Here is a 25145-nt window from a genome sequence, read left to right as displayed (position 1 = left end):
CTTGCACAGCGTAGCAATCAGGTGGGCGGGCGTTTAGCTGCCCGCCGTCTCGACATAAGAGGTGTCGATCAGCGTCTCCAAAGTGATGTCGGCATCGACCAACCCCTCGGACTGGAACCACTCCAACTGATCGCGGACCGAGGCGACGTTCAGCTTGGCCCCTTCGTTCAGGCGCATGGTGCCATTGATGATCGAAGGCGCGGCCTTGTCGCGCGGACGGTCGGTGTAGACATATTTATGGATCAGATCGACCATCTCATCCACGCCCGCATCACCGCCATCCTTGGCGATCATCGCGGCGTTATAGTCGGCGACGCCTTTGGAATAGCCCGCAAGGAAATTCTTGGTCATCTCCTGCTCATCCGTGGCGTTTTTGGTCGAGGTGAAGACCGTGGTCACCTGATAATCCGGCAGATAGGTCGCCACATCGCCGATGATATGCACGGCACCCGACCCGGCCAGCGGCTTGGCGATATGCGGCACGATCGACCATGCGTCGATCTGGCCCGACTTCAGCGCGCCGATCACCGCGCCGACCTTTTGCAGCGGCTTGAACTTGAGGTCGATCCCCTCAGCCGCGGCCATTTTGGAGCCCATATAGTGGAAGGACGACCCCGCCTGCGTCATGCCAAAGCTCTTGCCGTCCAACATGCCAGGCGCGGTGATGCCCGCCTGATAGGCCGCGTCAGAGACGAGGAACTTCTGCCCGTCGATGCCCTGCTCTTCTTGCAGGCCGCCGCCGATCACCTTGACCGCGCCCTTTTGCGCCAGCGACACCAGCCCACCGGAAATCGCGGTGATCGCATAGTCCACATCGCCGCTGGCAATCGCCACGGCCATCGGCTGCGCGGCCTCGAAGAAGCGCAGTTCGACATCCAGACCGGCCTCTTTGAAATAGTCCCGTTCAAAGCCGACGAAGCTGCCCGCGTGGCTGGTGAAACGCAGCGCGCCCAGGGTGATCTTGCGGTTCTGCGCCAGTGCCGGTGCCGCCAGCCCCACAGCCGTTGCGGCGCCCAAAGTTGCGATGGCCTGACGGCGGGTGAACAGGGTCATGGTCTTACTCCTCCAATTTTGCCGCAGCATGGTCGGCGGCTGCGCAAAAAGTCAAGCGAGAGCGGTGTTTACCGATACAACCAAGACTAGCATATCATCCCAAAGCGTGGCATCGATTTGTCCATGAAGCTCTTTTCGTCCAAGACCCGCCCCATGCATCTCGGCCCCTTCCCGCTGGAACGGCTGCGCCGGTTGCAGGCACCGCATGACCGGCTGCCCAAGACGCCCGAGCCGGAACTGCGGTTCGAGCGGCCCGAGACGCCGCAGAGCATCTGCAACGCTATGGCCCCCTTTCAGGCCATGATGGACGTGCTGCGCGACGGGCCGGTCAACAGGGCGGGCGCGGTGATCCCCGACAGCCCGCAGGAGCGGGCCAACCATCTGAAATCCTTTGGCTATTACAACGATGCCTCGATGATGGGCGTCTGCGCCCTGCCGCGCGAGGCGCGGCTACCCCACCCGCGCCGCAGCCAAGGCACCGCGCAATTGGCCGAAGGTCTGCGCAGCCGCCAGACCAAGACGCTGGCGGCGGGCGTCGATGTGATCATGGCCAACCTGCGCGACGCCGTGGATGCGCCAGAAACCCCGATCGACGGCCACAGTCATGCGCTGGTGATCCTCACCGCTTACCCCCGCGACCCGCGCGAGGGCGAGCCGGGCAGCGACTGGATCATGGACGCGCAAGCCGAGCGCGCCTGCCTGCGCGGGACCGAGAACGCCACCGTGCTCGCCGAATACATCCGCCAGTTGGGCTTCGCGGCCAAGGTGCATTCGGCCACCACCTCCGACGTGAACCTCGGGCAACTCGCCGTGGCGGCAGGGCTGGCTGTGATGGAGGACGGCTCCCTGCAAGCGCCATGGATCAGCCCGCGCTTCGGCCTTGCGGTGGTGACGACCGACATGGCCCTCGCGCCCGACATGCCGCTTGCCCCACTGGCCGAGCAGCCGTGGTCGGTGCTGAAAGGCCCGCATTGGCAGTTGGGCACCCACGGCGGGGTCAGCGCCCGCGACGTCGATCCTTACGCCCGGCGCGATTATGCCATGGGGCCGCATCCTTTCGAGACGTTGAAGCGGGTCGAGGAGCCCACGACCTATATCGACGCCGCCAATGTGCCGCGCGTGCCGAAACGCGGTGACCTTTTCGCGCGCGGGCAGTTCGGCGACATGGGTCCGAAGGTGCAGAACGCCATGAAGGGCGGGCATCACGTGATCAAATCCGCCCCCTCCGCCGCGCAGCGCCGTCTGCTGGGCGCGCTGATCCTGTTGCAGGACGGGCCGGTGAACGAAGACGCCCCCGAGGCCGGGGATGCCGCCCGCAATGCGGCGAACCTCAAGGCGGCGAGTTATTTCCTCGGCGCCGATGCTGCGGGCCTCTCCGCCTGCCCGGACTGGACGTGGTACAGCCACGACGCCACCGGCACCCCGATCACCCCGCCGCATGACCAAGCGCTGAGCCTCATCATCGACCAAGGCTATGACACGATGGAGGGGTCTTCGGGCGACGATTGGATCGCCGTGTCGCAATCCATGCGCGCCTATCTGCGCTTCTCGATGCTCGGCGGCGTGCTGGCGCAGCATCTGCGCAACCTCGGCCATTCGGCCAAGGCCCATACGGTGATGGACGGCTACGTGTTGCAACCGCCGCTTCTGTTGCTGGCGGGCTTGGGCGAGGTCAGCCGCATCGGCGAGGTGATCCTGAACCCCTTCCTCGGCCCGCGCCTGAAATCCGGCGTGGTCACCACCACCCTGCCCGTCGCCCACGACAAACCCATCGACTTTGGTCTGCAAAAGTTCTGCGAAGCCTGCAACAAATGCGCCCGCGAATGCCCCTCGGGGGCGATCACCGCCGGGCCGAAGAAGATGTTCAACGGCTACGAGATTTGGAAATCCGACAGTCAGAAATGTGCCACCTACCGGATCACCAACCAAGGCGGCGCCATGTGCGGGCGCTGCATGAAGACCTGCCCGTGGAACCTCGAAGGGCTCTTTGCCGAGGCGCCCTTCCGCTGGGCCGCCTCGAACATTCCCGCCGCCGCACCGCTCTTGGCCAAGCTCGACGACAAGGTCGGCAAAGGCCGGCTGAACCCGGTGAAGAAATGGTGGTGGGACATCGAGCGCAAGCCCTCGGGCCAGTTCGATACCCCCGCGCAACCCGTGAACGCGCGCGACCTGCAACCGGAGTTAGACCTCAAGTATGAAGACCAGACCCTCGCCGTCTACCCCGCCCCGCTGGCCCCGCACCCCTGGCCCTATCCCGACCCGATGAACCGCGAGGCCGGGATCAAGGCCCATGCCGCCCTGATCACCGCCGACGAACACCGCCGCAAGACGGCAGCGGGGGAGACCGAGCACCTGCATCTCTACGCGGTCGGCAGCGATACCCCGGTGCTCGACCTGCGGATCACCGCGGTGGAGGAATTGAACGCCACAACAAGGCTTTACGACATCGCCCACCCCGAGGGGCATGACCTGCCCGCTTGGACCGCAGGCGCGCATCTCGATCTGGTGGTGGCCCCGGAATACCTGCGCCCCTATTCGCTCTTGGGCGACCCCGAGGACCGCAGCCGTTACCGCATCGCCGTGCTGCGCGAGGAAGCAGGCCGCGGCGGTTCGGCCCTGCTGCACCGGGTGTTTACGCAGGGCCGCCGCATCTTCGTCGGCAAGCCGGTGAACCATTTCGAACTCATCGAAGACGCCCCCCACAGCCTGCTGATGGGCGGCGGCATCGGTATCACGCCAATGATCGCCTTCGCGCATCGTCTGCATGCGCTCGGGCGGCCCTTCGATCTGCATTATTCTGCCTCGACCCGCGAGGCCGCGGCCTTTGCCAAGGAACTGGCCGCCATGCCCTGGGCCGACCGGGCGCATCTGCATATCTCCGCCGAGGGCACCCGCGCCGACCTGTCCGCCATTATGGCCCGCGCCCCCGAAGGCACCCATGTCTATACCTGCGGGGCAGAACCCTACATGCAGGCGGTGCTCAGCGCCGCCGAAGAGGCCGGCACCCCCGAAGAGGCGCGGCATCTGGAATATTTCTCGACCCCCGAGGTGCCGGATTACGAGAACCACCCCTTCACGCTAAAGCTCACCTCGGGCCGCGAGATCGAGGTGAGGCCCGAGGAGACCGCCGCCGAGGCGCTGATCGCGGCGGGGGTGCCGGTGGATCTGAAATGCTCCGACGGCATCTGCGGCGTCTGCAAATGCGGGCTGCGCGGCGGCGAGGTGGAGCACCGCGACTTCGTGCTCTCGGCCAAGCAACGCGAGGGGGCGATCATCCTCTGCCAGTCCCGCGCAGCGCAGCCCGGCGGGGTGCTGGAGCTCGACCTCTAGCCCTCTTTCCCCGGGGGCGGTCAGCCGTTATGAGGGGCCAACCCTCGTAACAAAGGCCTGCCCCCATGACTTTCGACCGTTCGATCAAGATCGCCCCCTCCATCCTCGCCGCCGATTTCGCCAATTTCGGCGCCGAATGCGAAGCCATCGAAACCCAAGGCGCCGACTGGGTGCATGTGGATGTGATGGACGGGCATTTCGTGCCCAACATCACCTTCGGCCCCGCCACCTGCGCGGCGATCCGGCCCCATATCAAGGGCGTGATGGACGTGCATCTGATGATCGCCCCGGTCGATCCCTATATCGAGGCCTTCGCCAAGGCCGGTGCCGATGTCATCACCGCCCATGTCGAGGCCACACCCCATATCCACCGCACCCTGCAAGCGATCCGCGGCGCGGGCGCGAAGGCGGGCGTCGCGCTGAACCCCGGCACGCCAGCAAGCGCCGTAGCCGAGATCCTCGACATGGTGGATCTGGTCTGCGTGATGACCGTGAACCCCGGTTTCGGTGGGCAGAAGTTCATCGACATGACCGCCAAGATCCGCGAGCTGCGCGCGATGATCGGCGACCGGCCCGTGCATATCGAGATCGACGGCGGCGTCGATCCCAAGACCGCGCCGCTGGTGGCCGAGGCCGGGGCCGATGTGCTGGTGGCGGGTTCCGCCGTCTTCAAAGGCGGCTCGGTCAGCGATCCGGCGCCCTACGGCGAGAACATCCGCGCGATCCGCGCAGCCGCCGATGGGACTTACGTCTGATAAAGATGCGGGGCGCCTCTGCGCCCCGCCCCGTCACGCCAATTGATCGGCAAAGGCCGTCAGCAAGCGGTGCTTCAGGATCTTGCCCGTGGGCGCTGCGGGGAGATCAGTGGCCACGATGATCTGTGCGGGTCGTTTGTAGCCGGTGAGCCGTTCCTTGACGAAACCACGCAGCTCCTCTGCCGTGACCTCGTCCCCCGGTGCCACCTGCACGAAGGCCAGCACCTCTTCATCGCCCTCGCGTCGCCGTCCGACCACCGCCGATTGCACCACGCGCGGGTGATCGTTCAACGCGGCCTCCACCTCGGGCGGGTAGACGTTGAAACCGCCGTGGATGATCAACTCTTTCGAACGTCCAAGGATGTGCAGCCGCCCCTCCTCATCGAGCTTGCCTAAATCGCCGGTGTGTAGCCAGCCCTCGGCGTCGATGGCTTTGTCGGTCTCGGTCGGGTTGCGGTAATAGCCCTTCATCACATGCGGGCCGCGCACCAGCACCTCGCCCTCGCTCGCGCCATTGCCGCCGGGGGCTTGGTCGTCGATCTTGCACTCAGTCCCCGGCGTCACCGGCCCGACGGAGGTATCGGGGGAGCCAAGCGCATTGGTCGTGGCCGATGCGCCCGAGCAGGTCTCGGTCATGCCGAAACCGTTTTGCAGGGGCAGTTCGTAGAAAGCCTCGGCCTTGCGCTTCCACGCCGGGTCGAGCGGCGCACCGCCGGAGGAGACATAGCGCAGGGTCGGGCTTTCCAGTTTCGGCATGCCGCGTTCACTAGAGTATTGCATGACCAGCGCGTGCATCTGCGGCACCGCAGGCAGGATCGTGACATCCTCATGGGTCGCGGCATGCAGCTTGGCCGCGGAAAAGCGGCTTTCCTGCCGCACCTTCGCGCCCGCGCTAACCGCAGCCATCAGCACCGAGACAAGGCCGAAGACATGGGTCATCGGCAAGACGCCATAGACCACATCGCCCGGCACCATCTGGCGCAGATCGGCAGAGGCCCGCGCGCCGAAACGCAGGTTGGAATGGGTCAGCATCACGCCCTTGGGATCGCCCGTGGTGCCAGTGGTATAAAGCAGCACCGCCACATCATGCAGATCGGCGTCCGGGCTGCTGGGCAGAGGTGTGGCAAGGTACAGGCTGCCGAAATCGCCCGAAACCTCGCGCGCGTTCAGCCGTTCCGCATGGGCCGCCGCCTCGGGCGAGACGTCGCAAGTCAGCAGAACCGCCGCCGGGGTGGCGTGGTTGATGATGCGGGTGACCTCGGCCTCGCTCTGGCGGGCGTTGACGGGGATCGCCACGGCGTCCAACTCCCACGCGGCATAGAGCCCGGCCACGGCGGAAACGCAGTTTTCCACCATCAACAGCACGCGGTCGCCCGCCTGCACTCCCGCGGCGCGCAATTCCGCCGCCAAAGCCCGGCGCGCGCGGTCCAGATCGGCAAAGCTCCAAGCCGCGCCGCTGGCGTCGCTCAGCGCTGGTGCCTCGGGGCGGGTCGCCAATTGCTCCGCTAGAAAATCCTGTACCCTGGCATTCATGGGTGTCTCCTCCTGCCTAATAGCGGCCCCCTCCTCCGGCAGCCGCCGCCCGGCTAGAACCGGGGCTTTCGTTTCTCCAAAAAGGCCGCGATGCCCTCGGCGGCCTCGTCGCCGCCCGCGGCGCGGGCCATGGCGTTGCGCTCGGCGTCGAGCTGCGCGGCCTCGTCGGTCTCATAGGCCTGCCCGACCAAGGCCCGGATCGTGCCCTGCGCCGCGCGCGGACCCGCGGCCAGCGTGTCGGCCAGCATCAGCGCCTCGTCGAGCGCGCGACCATTGGGGCAGATGCGGTTCACCGCGCCCAGTTCGGCAAAGCGCATGGCCATGACCGGGCGGCCCAGCAGGCACATCTCCATCGCCAAGGGGCGCGGCAGGAGCCGGGCGAGCGAGGCGGTGAGGCCCGCGTCGGGCACCAGACCGGCCTTGACGTAGGCGGCGGTAAACTGCGCGTCCTCGCAGGCCACGATCATGTCGCAGGCCAGCGCCAGCGACAGGCCCGCGCCCGCGGCACCACCTTCGACGGCGGCGAGGACGGGGACCGGGCAGGCGCGGATCGACCGCACCAGATCATGCAGCGCATCGACCCGCTCGCGGCGGACCTCTTCGGTCAGCTTGCGGCGTTCGATCAGCACGTTGAGGTCGCCCCCGGCGCAGAAGAACCGCCCCTCGGAGGTCAGGATCACCGCGCGGATGCGCGGCTCCTCGGCCAGCCGCATCGCCTCGGCGATGGCGTCGTAGAGCGCGGGCGTCAGCGCGCCGCGTTTCTCGGCGTTGCCGTTCCAAACGATCAAGCGGTCGCCCCGGTCCTCGACGCGTGCAGTCATGTCTTGGCCCTCTTGAACACACCGGTGGCGCGCGACAGCAGGCGGCCTTCGGCATCGTGCAACTGCGCCTCGGCATAGAGGATCTTGAAGCCCCCGCCGGTGACGCGCCCCGTGGCGATGATCTGCCCCTCGCGGACAGCACCAATGTAATCGGTGGTCAGCGAGAGCGTCAGCATCGGCACGAAAGGCCCGCTCATCGCGCAGTGCCGCGCGCAGGCGAAACCGGCGGCAACGTCAAGCATCAGCGTATGCAGCCCGCCGTGCAGCACGCCCGAAACATTCAGGTGCTGCGGGCCGAGATCAAGCGTCACGCGGGTGCTGCCATCGGGGTTCGACAGGTCGGGGGTAAACCCGATCAGCTGTTGAACCCCGCTGGTCGGTGCATCATGCGGCGGATAGTGCAATGAACCGCTCCAGATGATGGTCGACATCGCCAAAGCGGTGGTCCGCCATGATGATGCGCTTGGCGATATGCGCCAGTTCGTACTCCTGCGTCATGGCGATGCCGCCATGCATCTGGATCGTGTCCTCTGCAACCAGACGGCCAACGCGGCCCATCAGGTTCTTCGCCGCCGAGACGTGACGCTCGCGGCTGGCGCGGTCATCTTCCAGATGGCCCGCCGCGTTGATCACCGCCGAGCGCGCCTGTTCGAGGTCGATGAGCAGGTCCGCCATGCGGTGCGCCAGCGCCTGAAAGCTGCCGATCGGGCGGCCGAACTGCTTGCGGGTGCCAAGGTACTCGCGCGTGAGGTCGCAAGCGGTCTCCATCGCGCCCAGCGTTTCGGCGCAGAGCGCGGCGGTGGCCATGGCGGTGCGGGTCTCGATGGCGTCAAACGCCTTGCCCGGCGCGCCCAGACGGGCGCTTTCGGGCAGGGTCACGTCATCCAGCGTCACCTCGGCGGCGCGGCCACCTGCAAGCAGCGCATAGCCGGTCACCGAAAGCCCCTTGGCATCGGCGGGCACGAGAAAGAGCGAGATGCCATCGCGGTCCCCCGCCTCGCCGCTTTCGCGGGCGGAGACGACGAGCATGTCGGCGGCCTCGGCATTGGCCACCACGGCCTTGCGGCCGCTGAGCACGATCTGGTCGCCGTTTTGGGTGGCGGAGGTGGTGACGCGCTCGAGGTCATAGCGGCTGCCCGGTTCGCCATGGGCAAAGGCCAGTTGCAGCGCGCCGCCGATCAGTTGCTCGATATGCTCCTGCTGTTCTTCGGTCCCGAGGTCGGCGATCAGCCCCCCGGCCAGTACGGCGCTGTCCAGAAGCGGCTCGACCACACCAGCGCGGCCCAGCTCCTCAAAGACCACGGCAAGGTCGAAACCCGCGCCGCCGAAACCGCCCTGCTCTTCTGTGAAAAGCGCGCCGATCACGCCCAGTTCGGCCAGACCTTCCCAGATCTCGGTCGAATAGCCGGTCTCGCTTTCAAGGATGCGGTTGCGGGTCTCGGTGTCGTATTTGTCGCGCAAAAACCGCCGCAGGCTGTCCTGCAGCATCTGGCGTTCATCGGTCAGGTCGAAATTCATTTGCCACCTCCCAGCATGGTCTTGGCGATGATCTGGCGCTGGATCTCGTTGGAGCCGCCGAAGATCGACAGTTTACGGTTGTTGAAATACTGCGCGGCCACGGGGCCCGCGTCATTGGGATCGGGCAGCGCGTCGTTGCTGCCTGCCACCGCTTCCGAGGCAAAGGGCATCGCGTAGACGCCAGCCGCACGGCGCGCGAGGTCGTTGATCTCTTGCCGGATGATCGTGCCCTTGACCTTGAGCATCGAGCTTTCCACGCCCGGCGCCTGACCGGCTGCGGCTTTCGAGATGATGCGCAGGTTGGTCGTGGCCATCGCCATCAGGTCGATCTCGGCCTGTGCCACGCGGGCGGCGAAATGCGGGTTCTCGATCAACGGACGGCCCCCGGCCATCTCGGATTTGGCGATGCGTTTGACGGCCTGCAGACCGGCCTGAGAGAAGCCCACGCCCGCGATGTTGGTGCGCTCATGGGTCAGCAGGTACTTGGCGTAGGTCCAGCCCTTGTTCTCTTCGCCGACGAGGTTCTCGGCGGGCACTTTCACGTTGTCGAAGAAGACCTCGTTCACCTCGGCGCCGCCATCCAGCAGAATGATCGGGCGCACGGTGATGCCCGGGGTTTCCATGTCGATCAGCAGGAAGGAGATGCCCTCTTGCTGCTTCACGTCCTTGTCGGTCCGCACAAGGCAGAAGATCATGTTGGCGTGCTGGCCCAGCGTGGTCCATGTCTTTTGGCCGTTGACGATGTAGTGGTCACCGTCCTTCACCGCAGTGGTCTTCAGCGAGGCAAGGTCCGACCCCGCGCCCGGCTCGGAATAGCCCTGACACCACCAGTCCTCACCCGACAGGATGCGCGGCAGCCAGTAGTCCTGCTGCTCTTTCGAGCCGAACTTCTGCAGCACCGGCGCCAGCATCGACAGGCCGAAAGGCACGATGCGCGGCGCGTGGTGGGCGGCGGCCTCTTCCTCGAAGATATGACGCTGCACGGCGTTCCACGCCGCCCCGCCGAACTCCTTGGGCCAGTTGGTCGCAAGCCAGCCTTGTTCGTTCAGGATCGCGTGCCAGCGTTCGTGGTCGTCCTTGGTCAACTCCTGCCCACGGCGCACCTTTTCGGAGAGTTCCTTGGGCAGTTTCTCGGCGAGGAATTGACGCACCTCCTCGCGGAAGGCGCGTTCTTCGTCTGTATAGCTCAGGTCCATATCGGCCCCCTTTAGTAGATTTCGAAGAGGCCAGCCGCCCCCATGCCGCCGCCGATGCACATCGTCACGACGCCGAGTTTCGCGCCGCGGCGGTGGCCTTCGCGCAGGATGTGGCCGGTCATCCGCGCCCCGGTCATGCCGAAGGGGTGACCGATAGCGATGGAGCCACCGTTCACGTTGCATTTGTCCGGGTCGATGCCCAGACGGTCGCGGCAGTAGAGCGCTTGGCTCGCGAATGCCTCGTTCAACTCCCAGATGTCGATGTCATCGACGCTGAGACCGTGGCGTTCCAAGAGGCGGGGAACGGCGAAGACCGGGCCGATGCCCATCTCATCGGGCTCGCAGCCCGCGACGGCGAAGCCGCGGAACGCGCCCATGGCCTCTAGCCCCTGCTGCTCGGCTTGCTTGCTGTCCATCAGCACCAGTGCGGCGGCACCGTCGGACAATTGGCTGGCGTTACCGGCGGTGATGAAGGCCCCCTCGCCGCGCACCGGGGTGAGGCCCGCAAGCCCCTCCATCGTGGTATTGGGGCGGTTGCATTCGTCGCGGTCCACGGTGACCTCGCGGGTGGAGATTTCCTTGGTCTCCTTGTCCTGCACGCCCATGGTGGTCTGCATCGGCACGATCTCGTCGTCGAAGAGACCGGCCTCTTGCGCCTTGGCGATGAGCTGCTGGCTGCGCAGACCGTAGGCGTCCTGATCCTCGCGGCTGATGTTGTAGCGTTTGGCGACGATGTCGGCGGTGTCGATCATCGCCATATAGACCTCAGGCTTGTGCTCTTCCAGCCAAGGCTCCTTGACCGATTTCACATGCGGCTGGATGAGCGAAATGCTCTCGACCCCGCCCGCGACCATCGGGCCTGCGCCCTCCATGCAGATGGCATTGGCGGCCATGGCGACGGTCTGCAAGCCGGACGAGCAGAAGCGGTTCACGGTCACGCCCGAGGCGGTCACCGGCAGGCCCGCGCGCAAGGCGATCTGGCGCGCGATGTTGGAGCCGGTGGCCCCCTCGGGGTAGCCGCAGCCGATCATCACGTCTTCGATGGCCGACGGATCGACGCCCGAGCGTTTCACGGCTTCGGCGACGACATGACCGCCCATGGTGGCCCCATGGGTCATGTTGAATGACCCGCGGAAGGATTTGGCCAGCCCGGTGCGGACGGCGGAGACGATAACGGCCTGTTTCATTTGGCAGCTTCCTTGTTCAGATCATCAAAGTTGCGGTTGGTCTTGACCAGTTCGACGAGCAGCGGCGCCGGTTTCCAGAACCACGGGTCCTGCTCGGCGAAGCCTTCGATCGCCGAGAGCACGTTGGGCAGGCCCTGAATGTCGGCCCATTTCATCGGGCCACCCCAATAACGCGGGAAACCGTAGCCGAAGAGCAGCGTCATATCGATGTCGAGCGGGCGTTTTGCGATGCCCTCTTCCAGCACCTTGGCGGCCTCGTTGACCATGGCGCACATGTAGCGGCGCACGATCTCGGCGTCGGTGAACTCGCGCGGGGTGATGCCGCGCTCCTTCTGCTCTTCCTCGATCAGGCGGGTGACTTCCGGGTTCGGCGTGCCGCCGCGCTTGCCCTTCTCGTAGATGTAATAGCCCTCGCCGGTCTTCTGACCGAAGTGGCCCTGCTCGCAAAGCCGGTCGATATAGGTCGGCACCCGCTCCTCGGGGTGGCGCGTGGCGGCCTTGCGCTTGCGCGTGGCCCAGCCGATGTCGAGACCGGCGAGGTCGGCCACGGCGAAGGGGCCCATGGCGAAGCCGAATTTCTCCAGCGCCGCGTCGATCTTGTAGGGGCTGGCCCCGTCGAGGACCATGTGGTCCGCCGCGGTGCGGTAAATGGCGAGGATGCGGTTGCCGATGAAGCCGTCGCAGACACCCGCGCGGACGCTAACCTTGCCCAGTGCCTTGCCAAGCGCGAAGCCGGTGGCGACCACGTCTTTCGCGGTCTTGTCGGCGACGACGACCTCGAGCAATTTCATCACATGCGCGGGCGAAAAGAAGTGCAGCCCGATCACGTCCCCGGGGCGCTTGGTGCTGGCGGCGATCTCGTTCACGTCGAGATAGGAGGTGTTGGAGGCCAGCACGCAGCCCGGCTTGCAGACCGCGTCGAGCTTGCCAAAGACCTGCTTTTTCACGTCCATGTCCTCGAACACCGCTTCGACCACCAGATCGACGTCCTTGAGGCTGTCGTATTCGGTGGAGACGGTCAGCGCCGTGCGGGTCAGGTGATCGAATTTCGCCTGATCGATCTTGCCGCGTTTCAGCGCACCGGCGAGGTTGCCGGAGATACGCTCATGCGCGGCCTTGGCGGCCTCTTCCTTCATCTCGATCAGCACGACCGAGAAGCCCGAGAGCAGCGCCGCGGTGGCGATGCCCGCCCCCATGGTGCCGCCGCCGATGACGCCGATGGCTTTCAGCGCGCGCGGCTCGACGCCTTTGAGTTCGGGCAGGTTGCTGACTGCGCGTTCGGAGAAAAATGCGTGGATCATGCCCTGCCGCTGGTCGGTGTTCATCAGCTCAGAAAAGATGCGGCGCTCGGCCTTCATGCCCTCCTCGAAGGGTTTCTCGACGCCCGCCTGCACAGCGCGCACGGCCTCGGCGGGAGAAATCTGGCCGCGGCCCTTCTTCAGCGTCGCCTCATAGGCGGCATCCCAGTCGATGGGTGCGGGCGCGGGCATTTCGCAGATCGGGCGGCGCTCGGCCCCGCTGTCGAGCAACTCGCGGACGTAGGCGAGGCCCACCTCCTGCGGATCGCCCTCTTCCACGCGGTCGACGATGCCCATTTCCAGCGCCTGCGGTGCCTTGATGTGGCGGCCCGTGGTGATCGCATCGAGGGCGGGTTCCACGCCGATGAGGCGCGGCAGACGCTGGGTGCCGCCTGCGCCGGGGATCAGGCCAAGGTGTACCTCGGGCAGACCCACCCGCGCCGAAGGCTGGGCAATGCGGTAATGCGCCGAGAGAGCGACTTCGAGACCGCCGCCGAGGCTCACGCCATGCATGGAAGCCACGACCAGCAGCGGCGAGGCTTCGATGCGGTTGCAGAGGTTCGGCAGATGCGGCTCCATCGGCGGCTTGCCGAACTCGGTGATATCGGCCCCGGCGATGAAGGCGCGGCCCTCGCCTACGATCATCACGGCACGCACGCCGTCCTCGGCCTCGGCACGGTCCATGCCGTCGGCCAGCCCCTGCCGCACGGCTTGGCTCAGCGCGTTGACGGGCGGGTTTTCGATGCGCAGCACGACGATGTCGTCATGGCGGGAATAGGCGATCTTGTCGGTCATTTTAATAACTCCTTTTCTATCCGCGCCGTGACAGGGCGGGTGCCCGTCCGGTGCGTTGTTCGATGCCGCTGACCACGTCACGCAGCGCTGGCCCCACTTGTGACAGAATGCGGCTGTCGGGCAAGTCGCCCGGCAAAGCTCCGCAGGTGAAGGCCACAGGCTCGCCGAATTCACCGGCGTAATAGGGCACGCTCACGGCGTTGATGCTGCGAGCATAGCGGGTCTCGGGCGGGGCGAGGACAAAGCCCTGCGCCAGCAGTTGTTCATAGCCCTCGCGACGGTAGCTGCGCAGGCGGTCATCAGGCTCCAGCGCGTCGAAACGGCCTTCGTCGAGGCTGGCCAACGTGGCGAGGCCCGAAGACGAGCCATAGACCGGAATGCGGTGCCCCGGCTCCAGCCAGATGGTCGACGCGGTATGCGGGCGCCAAGTGCGCACCAGCATCATCCGGTCGCCATCGCGCACCGCGATCAGCGCCAGCGTGCGGGTCTCATCCGCCAGTTGCTGCATCGCATCTGACGCCATATCGACGAAGCTGACCGCGACGGAAGCGACGGAGCCGAGCGCGATTGCCGCAGGTCCAAGCCGAAACTTGTCGTTGCGCCCGCCATGCGCCAGATACCCTAGCTCGCAAAGCGTGTAGGTCAGCCGCGACACCGTGGGTTTCGGCAGCCCCGTCCGCTCGGCAATCTGAGCATGGCTCAGCCCACTGTCGCTGGCGCGAAAGGCCCGCAGAATGCCAAGCCCCCGCGCCAGCGTATTGGCAAACTTGCGGTCCGTGCCGGTATCGGATGCCGCCTGATTCATCGCGCCGCCATCGGGATCAGGAGCGAGATCATCGGGAAAGACATGATCAGGATCAAAACGATCACGTCAACGCTGAGAAAGCGCGTGATCCCGGCGAAGATTTTGTCGATCGGCGCTTCACGGCCCACCACATTGGCGATGACGAAGACGTTGAGGCCGACGGGCGGGGTGATCAGACCGATCTCCAACAGTTTGATGACCACGACGCCGAACCAGATGAGGTTCAGGTCATAGCTTTCGACCAGCGGGATCATCAGCGGCAGGGTCAGCACCATGATGCCGATGGGGTCAAGGAACATGCCCAGCAGGAGATAGATCAGCGCGATGCAGAGCATCAGCACCACAAGCGACAGCTGCGCCTCGGAGACGAAGCCCACGATGGTGCCCGCCACGCCAGTTAGCGCGACGAAGGCCACGAAGATCTTGGCCGAGGCAGCGATGAGGAAGATGGCAGAGGTCTGCACGCAGGTTTCCTTGACCGCGGACCAAAGACCGGCCCAGTCAAGTTTCTTCTGCGCAAAACCGATCAGCGTGGCCGAGACGACGCAGACCGCTGCGGCCTCGGTCGCGGTGAAGATGCCGCCGTAGATGCCGCCGATGATGAGCACGAAAAGCAGCAGCGCGGGCCAGCTTTCGAGCGCTGCGGTCCAACGCTCCCCCGCGCTGTAGCGCTGGTCGGTCGGGGGGGCGACCGATGGATCGCGCCAGACCCAAACGGCGATGACCAGCACGAAGCCCATCAGCGTCAGCAGCCCCGGCAAAACACCGGCGAGAAAGAGCGAGGAGATCGAGGTCTCGGTGAAGATGCCGTAGATGATGAACAGCACCGATGGCGGAATGAGCGAGCCCAGCGTGCCACCCGCCGCGACCGATGCGGTGGCGAGGCGCGGGTCATAGCCCATGCGCAGCATCTCGGGCGTGCAGATCTTGCCCATGGTCGAGGCGCAGGCGATGGACGAGCCGGTGATCGCGGAAAACCCGCCGCAGCCCATGACGGAGGCCATCGCCACCCCACCCGGCAGCTTGGTCAGCCAGACCTTGGCCGCGTGGTAGATTTTCGTCGTGATATCCGCGCGATAGGCGATATGTCCAAGCGCCACGAAGAGCGGGATCATCGACAGATCGTAGGAATGGATTAGGTCGAAGGAGTTCGAAAACACCATCGAGGTGGTCGCCTTGATCGCGCGTTCGGGCATGAAGGTCCCGGTGCGGAAGGCGAAGATGAAGAAGGTGGCGACGGTCGCGACCGAGGCCAGCGTGAAGGCGATCGGCACCCGCAGGGCCAGCATGATCAGCACCGCGGCAAAGGCGATCATTCCGATGGTCGAGGCATCCATTAGCGCAAGTCCTCTTCAACCATAAGGTCAGCCGCATGATGTTGCTCATCCGAGACGACGCCGCCTGCAAGCACCGTGCGCCCGTCGCGCCATGTCAGCTCGGCCAACCGCAAGAAAGTGGCGATCATCCCGATCAGGAACAACAACCGCCCCGGCCATTTCGGCAGGTTCAGGTCGCCATAGAAAAAGCTGCCCTTCTCCACCACGGAGAGGAATTCACGCCCGCCGGAATAGATCAGCGGCGCCAGCGCCAGCATCCCGATGGCAGAGCCTGCAACGATCAGCACCGAGCGTGCGCGTTCCGGGAAACGGTCAGTCACGAAGGCGACCGAGACATGCGCACGGGCCGCGGTGGCGGCGGCGAGGGGCAGCAGGATGGCGGCGACCATGAGCTCTCGCACCATGGTCACGCTATCGGGCACCTGACTGGCAAAGAGCGCGCGGGCGATCACGTTGGAGGTGATCAACACCCCCAAGGCGATCACGGCCAAAGCGCCCAGGCCCAACAGGATTTTCTCCAAATTTACCAACATATGCTGCCCCTCCCCAGTGTCAGCGATCAGTTACCAGCGGCTTCCCAAGGGTAGCCATTAGCATCACGCTCTTCAGTATATTTGGCGATCAGGCCCTTATACTCTTCCAGCAGTTCCTCACCGGGCAGACCGGCGGAGCTTGCCGTTTGCACCCATTCGTCAAGGAACTTCTCACCGGCTTTGACCAGTTTCGCGCGGTCCTCTTCGGGCAGGGTGATGACCTCGACGCCCTGCTCTTTCATGGAGGCGATGGCCTTTTCGTTGGCGGTGGTGATCAGACGACCGAATTCATCGGCCATGTCCGCGCCGACCTCGGCCAGCGTGGCCTGCTGCTCTTCGGTCAGGCTGTCGTGCATGTCCTTGTTCATAAAGATGCCCAGACCGCCGACCTGACCCCAGTCGAGGATCGTGTAGCTGTCCATCACCTCGGCCTGTTTCAGCGCCGCGACGGCATAGCTGTAGCCCTGCGAACAGTCGATCAGACCGGTGTCGAGCCCTTGGTAGGCGTCGTAGATCGACATGTTGACCATATTCGCGCCCTCCTCGCCAAAGACCTTGCCGTAAGCGCCCACGCCGCGGACCTTCTTGCCCGCGATGTCTTCAACCGATTTGATCGCGCCGCCCTTGCAGCCGATGTTCACCTGAGAGGTGGTCCAAGTGCCGATGTAGACGAGGTTCTTGTCGGCGAGGTCTTCTTGAATGGCTTCGTTGCTGCGCATCAGCTCATCGGTGGCGCGCATGCCGACCCAAGCGTCGGGGTTGTTCACCGGCAGGTCGGCGATGCCGTAGCCCGCCATCTCTTGCGGGTAGTAGACCGCGATGACCGAGCCGGTGTCGGCCACGCCATCGGCCAGCGATTGCACGGCGGCATTGGCTTTGAACAGCGCCCCGCCCCACTGGATGTCGAGGCGCATATCGCCATCGGACCGTTCGGCGACCTGATCGGCGAACCACTGCAACGCCTGCGCGCGCGCACCGCGGTTCGGCCCGGCTTCCCCATGAATCAACACGGTCTCAGCGCTTACCGCGCCACCAGCCAGCGCCAGAGCTGCGGCGCAGCTCAGGTGTTTGAAAATTGTCATGTCGGCTCCTCCCAGAGACTTGTTTCGCAATGCGAACCGTTGTTTCGCATTTGTCGCAGGTCACGCTAGTCCGCGGACCGAAGGCGATCAAGCGAAACTTCGGCCATCGGCAGGAGGATCGGTTAGGCTATTGAATTTGTTAAGGGAAAATTTCCCGAAGGATGGTGCAGGCGCGGAACAGCCCCACCAGATCCCGGAATCGGCTGTTCGGATCGAGGAGCCCGTATAGAAGGCGGCCACGCCCGCACAGGACGTGGTCGCTGAATTTTAATACCAGTCGCCGAATTTGACCTCCACATCGGTGCCGACGCGTTTGGCGAACTCTTGCGGGTCTTGGGTGCCGCCGTCTTTGCCCCGGAAGTGATAGGGATAGACGTAAGCGGGCTTGAACTCGGCCACCGCCGAGGCGGCGGCGTTGGAATCCATGGTGAAGGGCAGGTTCATGCAGACGAAAGCCAGCGAGATATCGGTCAGCCCGCGCATCTCGGGCGTGTCTTCGGTATCGCCCGAGATATAGACGCGGAAGCCGTCGAAGCCGAGGATATAGCCGTTGTCGCGCCCCTCGGGGTGGAACTTCTTGCGCTCTTCGGTGGTGTTATAGGCCGGGATCGCGTTGATCGGCAGGCCGTTGAACTCGGTATTCTCGCCATTGGCGATTTTGCTGGCCTTGGCGGCGAGCGCTTCGGGCAGCATGTCGAACACCGCTGGGTTGGTGATGATCTGCACGTCATCGCCTGCCAGTGCGGCCAGCGTATCGGCATTGTAGTGATCGCCATGCTCATGGGTGATGAGGATCAGATCCGCCGCCGGGAAATCGCTGTATTGCGCGGGCTCGCCCACCGGATCGACATAGATCACGCCCTTTGGGGTCTCCAACACGATGGAGGCGTGATCGACGGGGTGCACGGTGATCGGTCCTGCGTCGGTGTCGAAGGTATCGCCGCTCTGCGTGGCGGCGCGGGCGGCGAAGGGCAGCAGGGTCACGACGCCAACAGCGGCGGCGGAGGTGGCAAGGAAATGGCGGCGGGTCTGGGACATTTCAGGCTCCTGTTGGTTGCTGGAACGGGACATAGCGGCCCCGCCCCGCATTTCAACGCGGCAGCCGTTTTGCGGCAAGCCTATGAGGGGCGCAGGCCGAGAATCTCACGCGCTTGTGCAGCCGTGGCAACGGGGCGCTCATATTTCGCGCAGAGATCCGCCGCGCGCTGGATCAGCGCCGCGTTCGACGGCGCCAGCGTCTCGCGGTCCAGCCGCACGTTGTCCTCCAGCCCGGCCCGCGTATGGCCGCCCGCCGCGATGGCCCATTCGTTCAGCACGATCTGATTCGGCCCGATCCCGGCGGCACACCACTGCGCATCGGGCGCGAGGCGGTTCAGCGTCTTGATGTAGAAATCAAAGGTCTCACGGTCCACAGGCATGGCGTTTTTCACGCCCATGACGAATTGCACATAGAGCTGGCCGGGAATGCGCCCGTCGCGGTTCATCTCGGCGGCCTTGTGGATGTGGCTGAGGTCAAAGGCCTCGATCTCGGGCTTGATCTCGTAAGTTTTCATCTCCGAGGCCAGCCAATCGACCAATTCCGGCGGGTTCTCGTAAACCCGCGTCGGGAAGTTGTTGGACCCGACCGAGAGCGACGCCATATCGGGCCTGAGCGAGAGCATCCCGCCCCGCTCCCGCCCCGCGCCCGAGCGCCCGCCGGTGGAGAACTGGATGATCATGCCGGGGCAATGTTTTTGCACGCCTTCCATCAGTCGCGCGAATTTTTCGGGATCGGAGGACGGAGTTTCATCGTCGTTGCGCACATGGGCGTGGCAGATCGAGGCCCCGGCCTCGAAAGCCGCATGGGTCGACTCGACTTGTTCCGCGATCGAGATCGGCACGGCGGGGTTGGCGGCTTTGGTCGGGACGGAGCCGGTAATGGCGACGCAGAGGATGCAGGGGGTGGTCATGGGTGGGGGTCCTGTAGTGTTTGGTGCAGAAGGTCGCATATGGCGGGGGCGGTGTACACTGGTTGGGAAGGTTCAGGCGCAGCCAAACCCCGAGGGGTTTGGCACGAGGTTTACCATTCCTTTACCACCTCGCAGCAACCTCCACGGATGTCCTTCCTATCGCCGTCCTCGCATTGCCGGTGCGACCATCTTCTTCACCGTCAACTTAGCCGACCGCCGGTCGGACATTCTGGTCCAGCATGTAGATTTTCTGCGCACTGCGATACGCCAAACCAAGGCAGAACGGCCGTTCCGGATCGACGCCTTCGTGGTGCTGCCGGATCATCTACATTGCGTTTGGACCCTGCCTCCCGGCGACTGCGATTACTCGCTGCGCTGGCGATTGATCAAGGCGCGGTTTTCAAGGGCCTTGCCGAAAGGCGCAACGCGGTCGAGCCATGACAGGCGCGGCGAACGCGGCCTTTGGCAGCGCCGCTTCTGGGAGCACCACATTCGGGATCGACGCGACTTCGACGCGCATGTCGGGTATTGTTGGAACAATCCCGTCAAGCACGGGTACGTCGAAAACCCGGAAGATTGGCCTCTGTCGTCCATCCACCGAAATGCGGCCCCGTAGGGTGCGTGGTCCCCACGCACCCTTGTATGCGAGGCGGCGCGTGTTTTGACGGTGTTCTTTGCGGGCGGTGACATGGTTTGAAAGGTGCGTGCGGAGCACGCACCCTACGGGTGGTTTTGAAGACCGCGCACCGAAAAATGGCCAGCTTTAGCTGTCCATTTTCAGTGCGGAAATAAACGCCTCCTGCGGGATATCCACCTTCCCGAACTGGCGCATCTTCTTTTTACCGGCCTTCTGCTTCTCCAGCAGCTTCTTCTTCCGCGTGGCGTCGCCGCCGTAACACTTCGCCGTCACGTCCTTGCGCATCGCCGAGAGCGTCTCGCGTGCGATGACTTTGCCGCCGATGGCCGCTTGGATCGGGATCTTGAACATGTGGCGCGGGATCAGGTCTTTGAGCTTTTCCACCATCGCCCGGCCGCGCATCTCGGCGCGGTCGCGGTGGACCATGGTCGAGAGCGCATCGACAGGCTCGTCGTTCACGAGGATCTGCATCTTGACCAGATTGTCCTGACGGTAGCCGATCATCTGATAATCAAAACTGGCGTAGCCCTTGGTGACCGACTTCAGCCGGTCGTAGAAATCGAACACCACCTCGTTCAGCGGCAGGTCATAGACCACCATGGCGCGCGAGCCGGCATAGGTCAGGTCTTCCTGAATGCCGCGGCGGTCTTGGCAGAGCTTCAGCACGTCGCCGAGGTAGTCGTCGGGCACGAGGATCGTGGCCTTGATCCGCGGCTCCTCCATGTGATCGACCAGCGTCATGTCGGGCATGTCGGCGGGGTTGTGCAGCTCTTGCATCTCCCCGTCCTTCATGTGGACGTGGTAGATCACCGAGGGCGCGGTGGTGATGAGGTCGATGTCATACTCGCGCTCAAGCCGGTCGCGGATCACCTCGAGGTGTAAAAGCCCAAGGAAGCCGCAGCGGAAGCCGAAGCCAAGCGCGGCGGAAGTCTCCATCTCATAGGTGAAGGAGGCGTCGTTCAAGGCAAGCTTTTCGATCGCCTCGCGCATGTCCTCGAAATCATTGGCGTCAACCGGGAAGAGGCCGCAGAAAACCACCGGCACCGAGGGTTTGAAGCCCGGCAGCGCGGTTTCGCATTTGCGTTTCTCATGGGTGATCGTGTCGCCGACACGCGTGTCGCGGACCTGTTTGATCGAGGCGTTGAGATAGCCGATCTCGCCGGGGCCGAGGCTGTCGACGCCGACCATTTTGGGCCGGTAGACGCCCACGTCGTCGACGTCATAGGTGCCGCCGGTCTTCATCATGCGGATGCGGTCGCCCTTTTTTAGGGTCCCGTCGATGATCCGGACGATACAGATGACGCCGAGGTATTGGTCGTATTTACTGTCCACCAGCATCGCTTTCAGCGGCGCGTCGGGGTCGCCACCCTTGGGCGCGGGCAGCCGGTTCACGATCGCTTCCAGCACATCGGGAATGCCGACGCCGGTCTTGGCGGAGATCAGGCAGGCCTCGGAAGCGTCGATGCCGATCACGTCCTCGATCTGTTCGCGCACCCGGTCGGGGTCGGAAGCGGGCAGATCGACCTTGTTCAGCACCGGCACGATCTCATGATCCGCGTCGATGGCGGTATAGACATTGGCCAACGTCTGCGCCTCGACGCCCTGCGTGGCGTCGACGACCAGCAGCGAGCCTTCGACCGCCTGCATGGAGCGCGCGACTTCATAGGCGAAATCGACGTGTCCGGGCGTGTCGATCAGGTTCAACACATAGGTCTTGCCGTCTTTCGCCGGGTATTCGATGCGGACGGTGTTCGCCTTGATGGTGATGCCCCGCTCCCGCTCGATATCCATGTTATCCAGAAGCTGGCTTTGCATGTCGCGTTCGGCGACCGTGCCGGTGAGTTGGATCAACCGGTCGGCCAGCGTGGATTTGCCGTGGTCGATATGCGCCACGATGGAGAAGTTGCGGATGTTTTCAAGCGGTGTCATGCAAGGGGATATGGCGCAGTGCTGCGCCTGCGTCAATTGGCCATGAACGCGCCCATGCCCCCTGCCCGCACGTCACGGCGCTTTATCGCGGGTCGAAGGGCGCAGCCCCCCAAAGGAGAATTGCGCGAAGCCCCCTTTTGCGGCATAGTGACGGGCAGAGCAGATCGGGCCGACAAGGGGGAAAACCCCATGGTCCAGAACAATAGGGCAAATCAATGCGGACAGTTGCAAGTTTGATGGCGCTCGCCATCTTGGCGGGTTGTGGCGGCACACGTTATTCCAGCGATGCCGCCGTCGGACGTTTCTCCCCCACACCGGTTCTTTTCGCCACGGGGCCGATCCAAAAGGCCTGTCTGGCCGATGGGCGCCGCGGCTCCAGCCATGCGCGCTGCGGCTGTGTGCAGGCGGTGGCGGATCAGACGCTGTCGCGCTCGGACCAGCGCCAGGGTGCCAAGATTTTCCGCGACCCGCACCGTTTGCAGGAAATGCGCCAATCCGACAACAAGAGCGAAAACGCTTTCTGGAGCACATGGAAAGCCTTCGGCCAAAGCGCCGCGGCGGCCTGTTCCAACACCTGATTGCTCAGTCTGCGCTGAGCGGCTGGCCAAAACGGTCAATCAGCCGTCCGACGATCTGATCGCGGGCGGCGCGAAACTGCGTGAGCTTGGCCTCGCGCCCCTCGCCCAGCCCGGTGGGATCGAGGATCGGCCAATACTCCACATCAAGATGGTAAAACCGCGTCAGTTCCAGCGCCCGGCGCTGACTGGCGGGGCTGAGCGCGATGACAAGATCGAATGAACCGAGGTCGTCGCCCCATTCCTCCATCTCATCGAAACTGCGGCTGCGGTGGCGGTCGAGCTCCACATCCAACTCTTTGCATACAGCGATGGAGAAACCGTCGATCTCCATATCGTTCTTGACGCCGACGGATTGGACATAGGTGCCGGTGCCGTAGAACTTCTTCATCAACCCCTCGGCCATGGGGGAGCGGACGGCGTTATGATCGCAGCAGAAGAGAACGGATTGAGGCAGCACCTGCGTCATTTATCCGCCGAAATGCAGAACGCAGATCAGGGTAAATAGCCGCCGCGCGGTGTCGGTGTCGATCTCGGCCTTGCCCGACAGCCGCTCTTGCAGCACGCGGGAGCCTTCGTTGTGAATGCCGCGCCGGGCCATGTCGATCGTCTCGATCTGGCTGGGGGGCAGTTTCTTGACCGCTTCGAAATAGCTTTCGCAGATTTGGAAGTAATCCTTCACCACCTGCCTGAACGGGCCGAGGGAGAGGTGGAATTCCGCCGCCTTTTCAGCCGCCTCGGTCTGCACATCAAAGACCAGCCGTTTGTCGCGGATGGAGAGGGACAGATGGTAAGGCCCTTCGGGCACCGGCCCCTTTTCGCGTTCGGGCAGTATGAAGCTGTTCTCTTCCAGCAGGTCGAACATGGCCACCTTACGCTCCTGATCGATCTCGGGCGTGGGCGGCGGCATGTTCGCGTCATCAAGCGCGATATGGGTGATGCGGGTCATCGGCGCATCCTTTTTGCTGGCGATACCCTTCGTGGATAGCGCAGCGGTGGGAAGGGGGCAATGCGCGAGCGCAGGGGGCGCTTGCGAATGTCCCCCTGCGGCGCATCTGACGATGCGTCAGAGCGCGCAGGCAAGGGCACTCTGCGCCCGCTGCCCTAGTCGTTAAGTTTGCGCAGACGCGCGGTGACCGACAGGCCATGCGCCTCAAGGCTTTCCGACTGGGCCAGCCGCTCAGCCGCGGGGCCGATGGCCTTGAGCGCCTCGGGCGACATCTGCGCCAGCGTCGTCCGCTTCATGAAATCCAGCACCGACAGGCCAGAGGAGAAACGCGCCGAGCGCGCCGTAGGCAGCACGTGGTTCGGCCCGCCAACGTAATCGCCAATCGCCTCGGGCGTCCATTGGCCAAGGAAGAGCGCGCCCGCATGGGTGATCTTGTCCGACAGCGCCTTCGGGTCCGCGACGCAAAGCTCAAGGTGCTCGGGCGCAATGCGGTTGCTGAGGGCGGCGGCGGCGTCGAGGTCCGGCACGGTGATGATCGCCCCATTGTCGCGCCAGCTTGCGCCCGCGATGACGCGGCGTTCGAGGGTGAGCAGACGTTTCTCAACCGCCTCTTCCACCGCGCGGGCAAAGGCAGGGTCAGTGGTGATCAGGATGCTCTGCGCGCTCTCGTCATGTTCGGCTTGGCTGAGCAGATCGAGGGCGATGAAATCGGGATCATTCTCTCCATCGGCGATGACGAGGATCTCGGATGGGCCCGCGATCATGTCGATGCCGACCTTGCCGAAAACGCGGCGTTTGGCGGCGGCGACGAAAGCGTTGCCGGGGCCGGTGATCTTGTCCACCGGGGGGATCGTTTCGGTGCCATAGGCCAGCGCCGCCACGGCCTGCGCGCCGCCGATGCGGTAAATCTCATCCACCCCGGCGATGCGGGCGGCCAGCAGTACAAGCGGGTTCAGCACGCCATCGGGCGTCGGTACGACCATGGCCAGACGGGCCACTCCCGCCACTTTGGCCGGGACCGCGTTCATCAGCACCGAGGATGGGTAGCTTGCCAACCCGCCCGGCACATAGAGCCCCGCGGCAGAAACCGGCGTCCAGCGCCAGCCCAGCGTGGCGCCATCGGGGTCGGTCCATTCCGCATCCTCGGGCAATTGCCGGGCGTGATAGGCGCGGATGCGGTCGGCGGCGAGTTCCAGCGCCTTGCGGTCTTCGGGAGAGACTTCGGCCACGGCGGCGTCGACCTCTTCCGCGCTGATGCGCAGGGTCTGGGCGGTCAGGGTCACGCGGTCGAATTTCTGCGACAGGTCGATCACGGCGGCATCGCCACGGGCGCGCACATCGGAAATGATCTCGGCCACCACGGCATCGACATCGGGGCTGTCCTCGCGTTTGGCGTTTAGCAGTTTGTCAAAAGCCGCTTCGAAATCGGCAGCGGAGGCATCGAGCGTGACAGGCATGGGTTCAAGCTTTCGTAGAGGAGCCGCCGCGCAGGGCTGGCCCAAAAATGTTAAGACGCCTGCGGGCGGCGCAGGCTCGGCTCGGCCCGCAGGCCCGCGGTTTTAGAGGTGGCAGCGGGGGCGGAGCGCTGCGCCAGTCGCATGGCGCGGGTGTCTTGGGCATTGTCGAAAATCGCACGCGCCACCTGCGCCACCAAAATGGCGGAGAGACCGCCCGAGACCAGCGCAAGCGGCACCACCAAAGTCGCGACCGAGAGCGACGCGATGAGTTGCGCCGCGCCCAAGACGCAGCCCAAGAGGACCAGTGCCCAACCGGACACCTCGGTCAGCAGCGCGGTGATCCGGCCCCGGGTAAATCTATTCTGTTTCAGTTCAGGCATCTTGCGATCCTTGCCCGCCATGCGGC

At 64.6% G+C, this 25145-nt stretch carries 23 protein-coding genes; 4 read left to right on the top strand and 19 right to left on the bottom strand.

The features are described from left to right. Positions 1–33: 33 nt before the first annotated feature. On the bottom strand, positions 34–1053 hold the full coding sequence (locus ACGYLX_RS08905; RefSeq protein WP_394448765.1) for an ABC transporter substrate-binding protein: 1020 nt from the start codon (positions 1051–1053) through the stop codon (positions 34–36). A gap of 123 nt (positions 1054–1176) precedes the next feature. Here ACGYLX_RS08905 and ACGYLX_RS08900 point away from each other — a divergent pair, with 123 nt between their 5' ends. Further along, positions 1177–4383, top strand: coding sequence for a 2Fe-2S iron-sulfur cluster-binding protein (locus tag ACGYLX_RS08900; RefSeq protein WP_394448762.1), 3207 nt, complete (start codon positions 1177–1179; stop codon positions 4381–4383). Between the two features lie 65 nt (positions 4384–4448). Next, positions 4449–5138 (top strand): ribulose-phosphate 3-epimerase, encoded by a 690-nt coding sequence (rpe, locus tag ACGYLX_RS08895; RefSeq protein WP_394448759.1) that lies wholly within the window; start codon positions 4449–4451, stop codon positions 5136–5138. 33 nt (positions 5139–5171) lie between these two features. Here the strand turns inward: rpe and ACGYLX_RS08890 are convergent, their stop codons facing one another. The 13 genes from ACGYLX_RS08890 to ACGYLX_RS08830 form a co-directional block, all read right to left on the bottom strand. Beyond that, the gene (locus ACGYLX_RS08890) at positions 5172–6671 is read right to left on the bottom strand and encodes a class I adenylate-forming enzyme family protein (protein WP_394448756.1); all 1500 of its coding nucleotides are present in this window, start codon (positions 6669–6671) and stop codon (positions 5172–5174) included. 53 nt (positions 6672–6724) lie between these two features. After that, entirely contained in the window at positions 6725–7492 is a 768-nt protein-coding gene (locus ACGYLX_RS08885; protein WP_271689051.1) for an oxepin-CoA hydrolase, alternative type, read from the bottom strand. After that, positions 7489–7896, bottom strand: a complete 408-nt coding sequence (locus tag ACGYLX_RS08880; RefSeq protein WP_394448752.1) for a PaaI family thioesterase — start codon at positions 7894–7896, stop codon at positions 7489–7491. The genes ACGYLX_RS08885 and ACGYLX_RS08880 overlap by 4 nt, the downstream gene beginning before the upstream one ends. Beyond that, entirely contained in the window at positions 7877–9010 is a 1134-nt protein-coding gene (locus ACGYLX_RS08875) for an acyl-CoA dehydrogenase family protein (RefSeq protein ID WP_394448749.1), read from the bottom strand. The genes ACGYLX_RS08880 and ACGYLX_RS08875 overlap by 20 nt, the downstream gene beginning before the upstream one ends. Beyond that, positions 9007–10206, bottom strand: a complete 1200-nt coding sequence (locus ACGYLX_RS08870) for an acyl-CoA dehydrogenase family protein (protein WP_394448746.1) — start codon at positions 10204–10206, stop codon at positions 9007–9009. The genes ACGYLX_RS08875 and ACGYLX_RS08870 overlap by 4 nt, the downstream gene beginning before the upstream one ends. 11 nt (positions 10207–10217) lie before the next feature. Then, complete coding sequence (locus tag ACGYLX_RS08865) at positions 10218–11393, bottom strand: acetyl-CoA C-acyltransferase (protein ID WP_394448743.1); 1176 nt, start codon at positions 11391–11393, stop codon at positions 10218–10220. After that, entirely contained in the window at positions 11390–13486 is a 2097-nt protein-coding gene (locus tag ACGYLX_RS08860; protein ID WP_394448740.1) for a 3-hydroxyacyl-CoA dehydrogenase NAD-binding domain-containing protein, read from the bottom strand. The genes ACGYLX_RS08865 and ACGYLX_RS08860 overlap by 4 nt, the downstream gene beginning before the upstream one ends. Before the next feature lie 16 nt (positions 13487–13502). Next, positions 13503–14291: an IclR family transcriptional regulator gene (locus ACGYLX_RS08855; protein ID WP_394448738.1), complete on the bottom strand. Its 789-nt coding sequence runs from the start codon at positions 14289–14291 to the stop codon at positions 13503–13505. Beyond that, positions 14288–15628, bottom strand: coding sequence for a TRAP transporter large permease (locus ACGYLX_RS08850; protein ID WP_394448734.1), 1341 nt, complete (start codon positions 15626–15628; stop codon positions 14288–14290). Before ACGYLX_RS08850 ends, ACGYLX_RS08855 begins: the two co-directional genes overlap by 4 nt. Continuing rightward, positions 15628–16161: a TRAP transporter small permease gene (locus ACGYLX_RS08845; RefSeq protein WP_067267049.1), complete on the bottom strand. Its 534-nt coding sequence runs from the start codon at positions 16159–16161 to the stop codon at positions 15628–15630. Before ACGYLX_RS08845 ends, ACGYLX_RS08850 begins: the two co-directional genes overlap by 1 nt. Positions 16162–16187: 26 nt before the next feature. After that, positions 16188–17243, bottom strand: a complete 1056-nt coding sequence (locus tag ACGYLX_RS08840) for a C4-dicarboxylate TRAP transporter substrate-binding protein (RefSeq protein WP_394448731.1) — start codon at positions 17241–17243, stop codon at positions 16188–16190. A gap of 267 nt (positions 17244–17510) precedes the next feature. Then, complete coding sequence (locus ACGYLX_RS08835) at positions 17511–18281, bottom strand: MBL fold metallo-hydrolase (RefSeq protein WP_394448728.1); 771 nt, start codon at positions 18279–18281, stop codon at positions 17511–17513. An 80-nt stretch (positions 18282–18361) separates the two neighbouring features. Continuing rightward, on the bottom strand, positions 18362–19192 hold the full coding sequence (locus tag ACGYLX_RS08830) for a 3-keto-5-aminohexanoate cleavage protein (protein WP_394448725.1): 831 nt from the start codon (positions 19190–19192) through the stop codon (positions 18362–18364). Between ACGYLX_RS08830 and ACGYLX_RS08825 the strand changes: the two genes are divergently transcribed. Next, the gene (locus ACGYLX_RS08825) at positions 19161–19808 is read left to right on the top strand and encodes an REP-associated tyrosine transposase (protein WP_394448722.1); all 648 of its coding nucleotides are present in this window, start codon (positions 19161–19163) and stop codon (positions 19806–19808) included. The two genes, ACGYLX_RS08830 and ACGYLX_RS08825, sit on opposite strands and share 32 nt — an antisense overlap. A gap of 147 nt (positions 19809–19955) precedes the next feature. On the opposite strand, the gene lepA is transcribed toward ACGYLX_RS08825, so the two are convergent. Next, positions 19956–21758 (bottom strand): translation elongation factor 4, encoded by a 1803-nt coding sequence (gene lepA, locus ACGYLX_RS08820; RefSeq protein WP_394448719.1) that lies wholly within the window; start codon positions 21756–21758, stop codon positions 19956–19958. Positions 21759–21973: 215 nt separating this feature from the next. Between lepA and ACGYLX_RS08815 the strand changes: the two genes are divergently transcribed. Further along, positions 21974–22336 carry a hypothetical protein gene (locus ACGYLX_RS08815; RefSeq protein ID WP_067266603.1) on the top strand — a complete coding sequence of 121 codons (363 nt, stop codon included), beginning with the start codon at positions 21974–21976 and terminating at the stop codon, positions 22334–22336. A gap of 4 nt (positions 22337–22340) precedes the next feature. On the opposite strand, the gene ACGYLX_RS08810 is transcribed toward ACGYLX_RS08815, so the two are convergent. The 4 genes from ACGYLX_RS08810 to ACGYLX_RS08795 all read right to left on the bottom strand — a co-directional run bounded on the left by ACGYLX_RS08810 (position 22341) and on the right by ACGYLX_RS08795 (position 25119). After that, positions 22341–22802: a low molecular weight phosphatase family protein gene (locus ACGYLX_RS08810; RefSeq protein ID WP_394399495.1), complete on the bottom strand. Its 462-nt coding sequence runs from the start codon at positions 22800–22802 to the stop codon at positions 22341–22343. Next, positions 22803–23306: a UPF0262 family protein gene (locus ACGYLX_RS08805; RefSeq protein ID WP_269451601.1), complete on the bottom strand. Its 504-nt coding sequence runs from the start codon at positions 23304–23306 to the stop codon at positions 22803–22805. 131 nt (positions 23307–23437) lie between these two features. Further along, positions 23438–24739, bottom strand: coding sequence for a histidinol dehydrogenase (gene hisD / locus ACGYLX_RS08800; RefSeq protein WP_394448716.1), 1302 nt, complete (start codon positions 24737–24739; stop codon positions 23438–23440). A gap of 50 nt (positions 24740–24789) precedes the next feature. Next, a complete protein-coding gene (locus ACGYLX_RS08795) occupies positions 24790–25119 on the bottom strand; it encodes a hypothetical protein (protein WP_394448713.1) in 330 nt (109 codons plus the stop codon). Between the last annotated feature and the right edge of the window lie 26 nt (positions 25120–25145).

Source organism: Sulfitobacter sp. 1A13496 (assembly GCF_043557225.1).
Classification (GTDB): Bacteria; Pseudomonadota; Alphaproteobacteria; order Rhodobacterales; family Rhodobacteraceae; genus Sulfitobacter; species Sulfitobacter faviae.
This window is presented reverse-complemented; position numbering and strand designations above follow the sequence as displayed.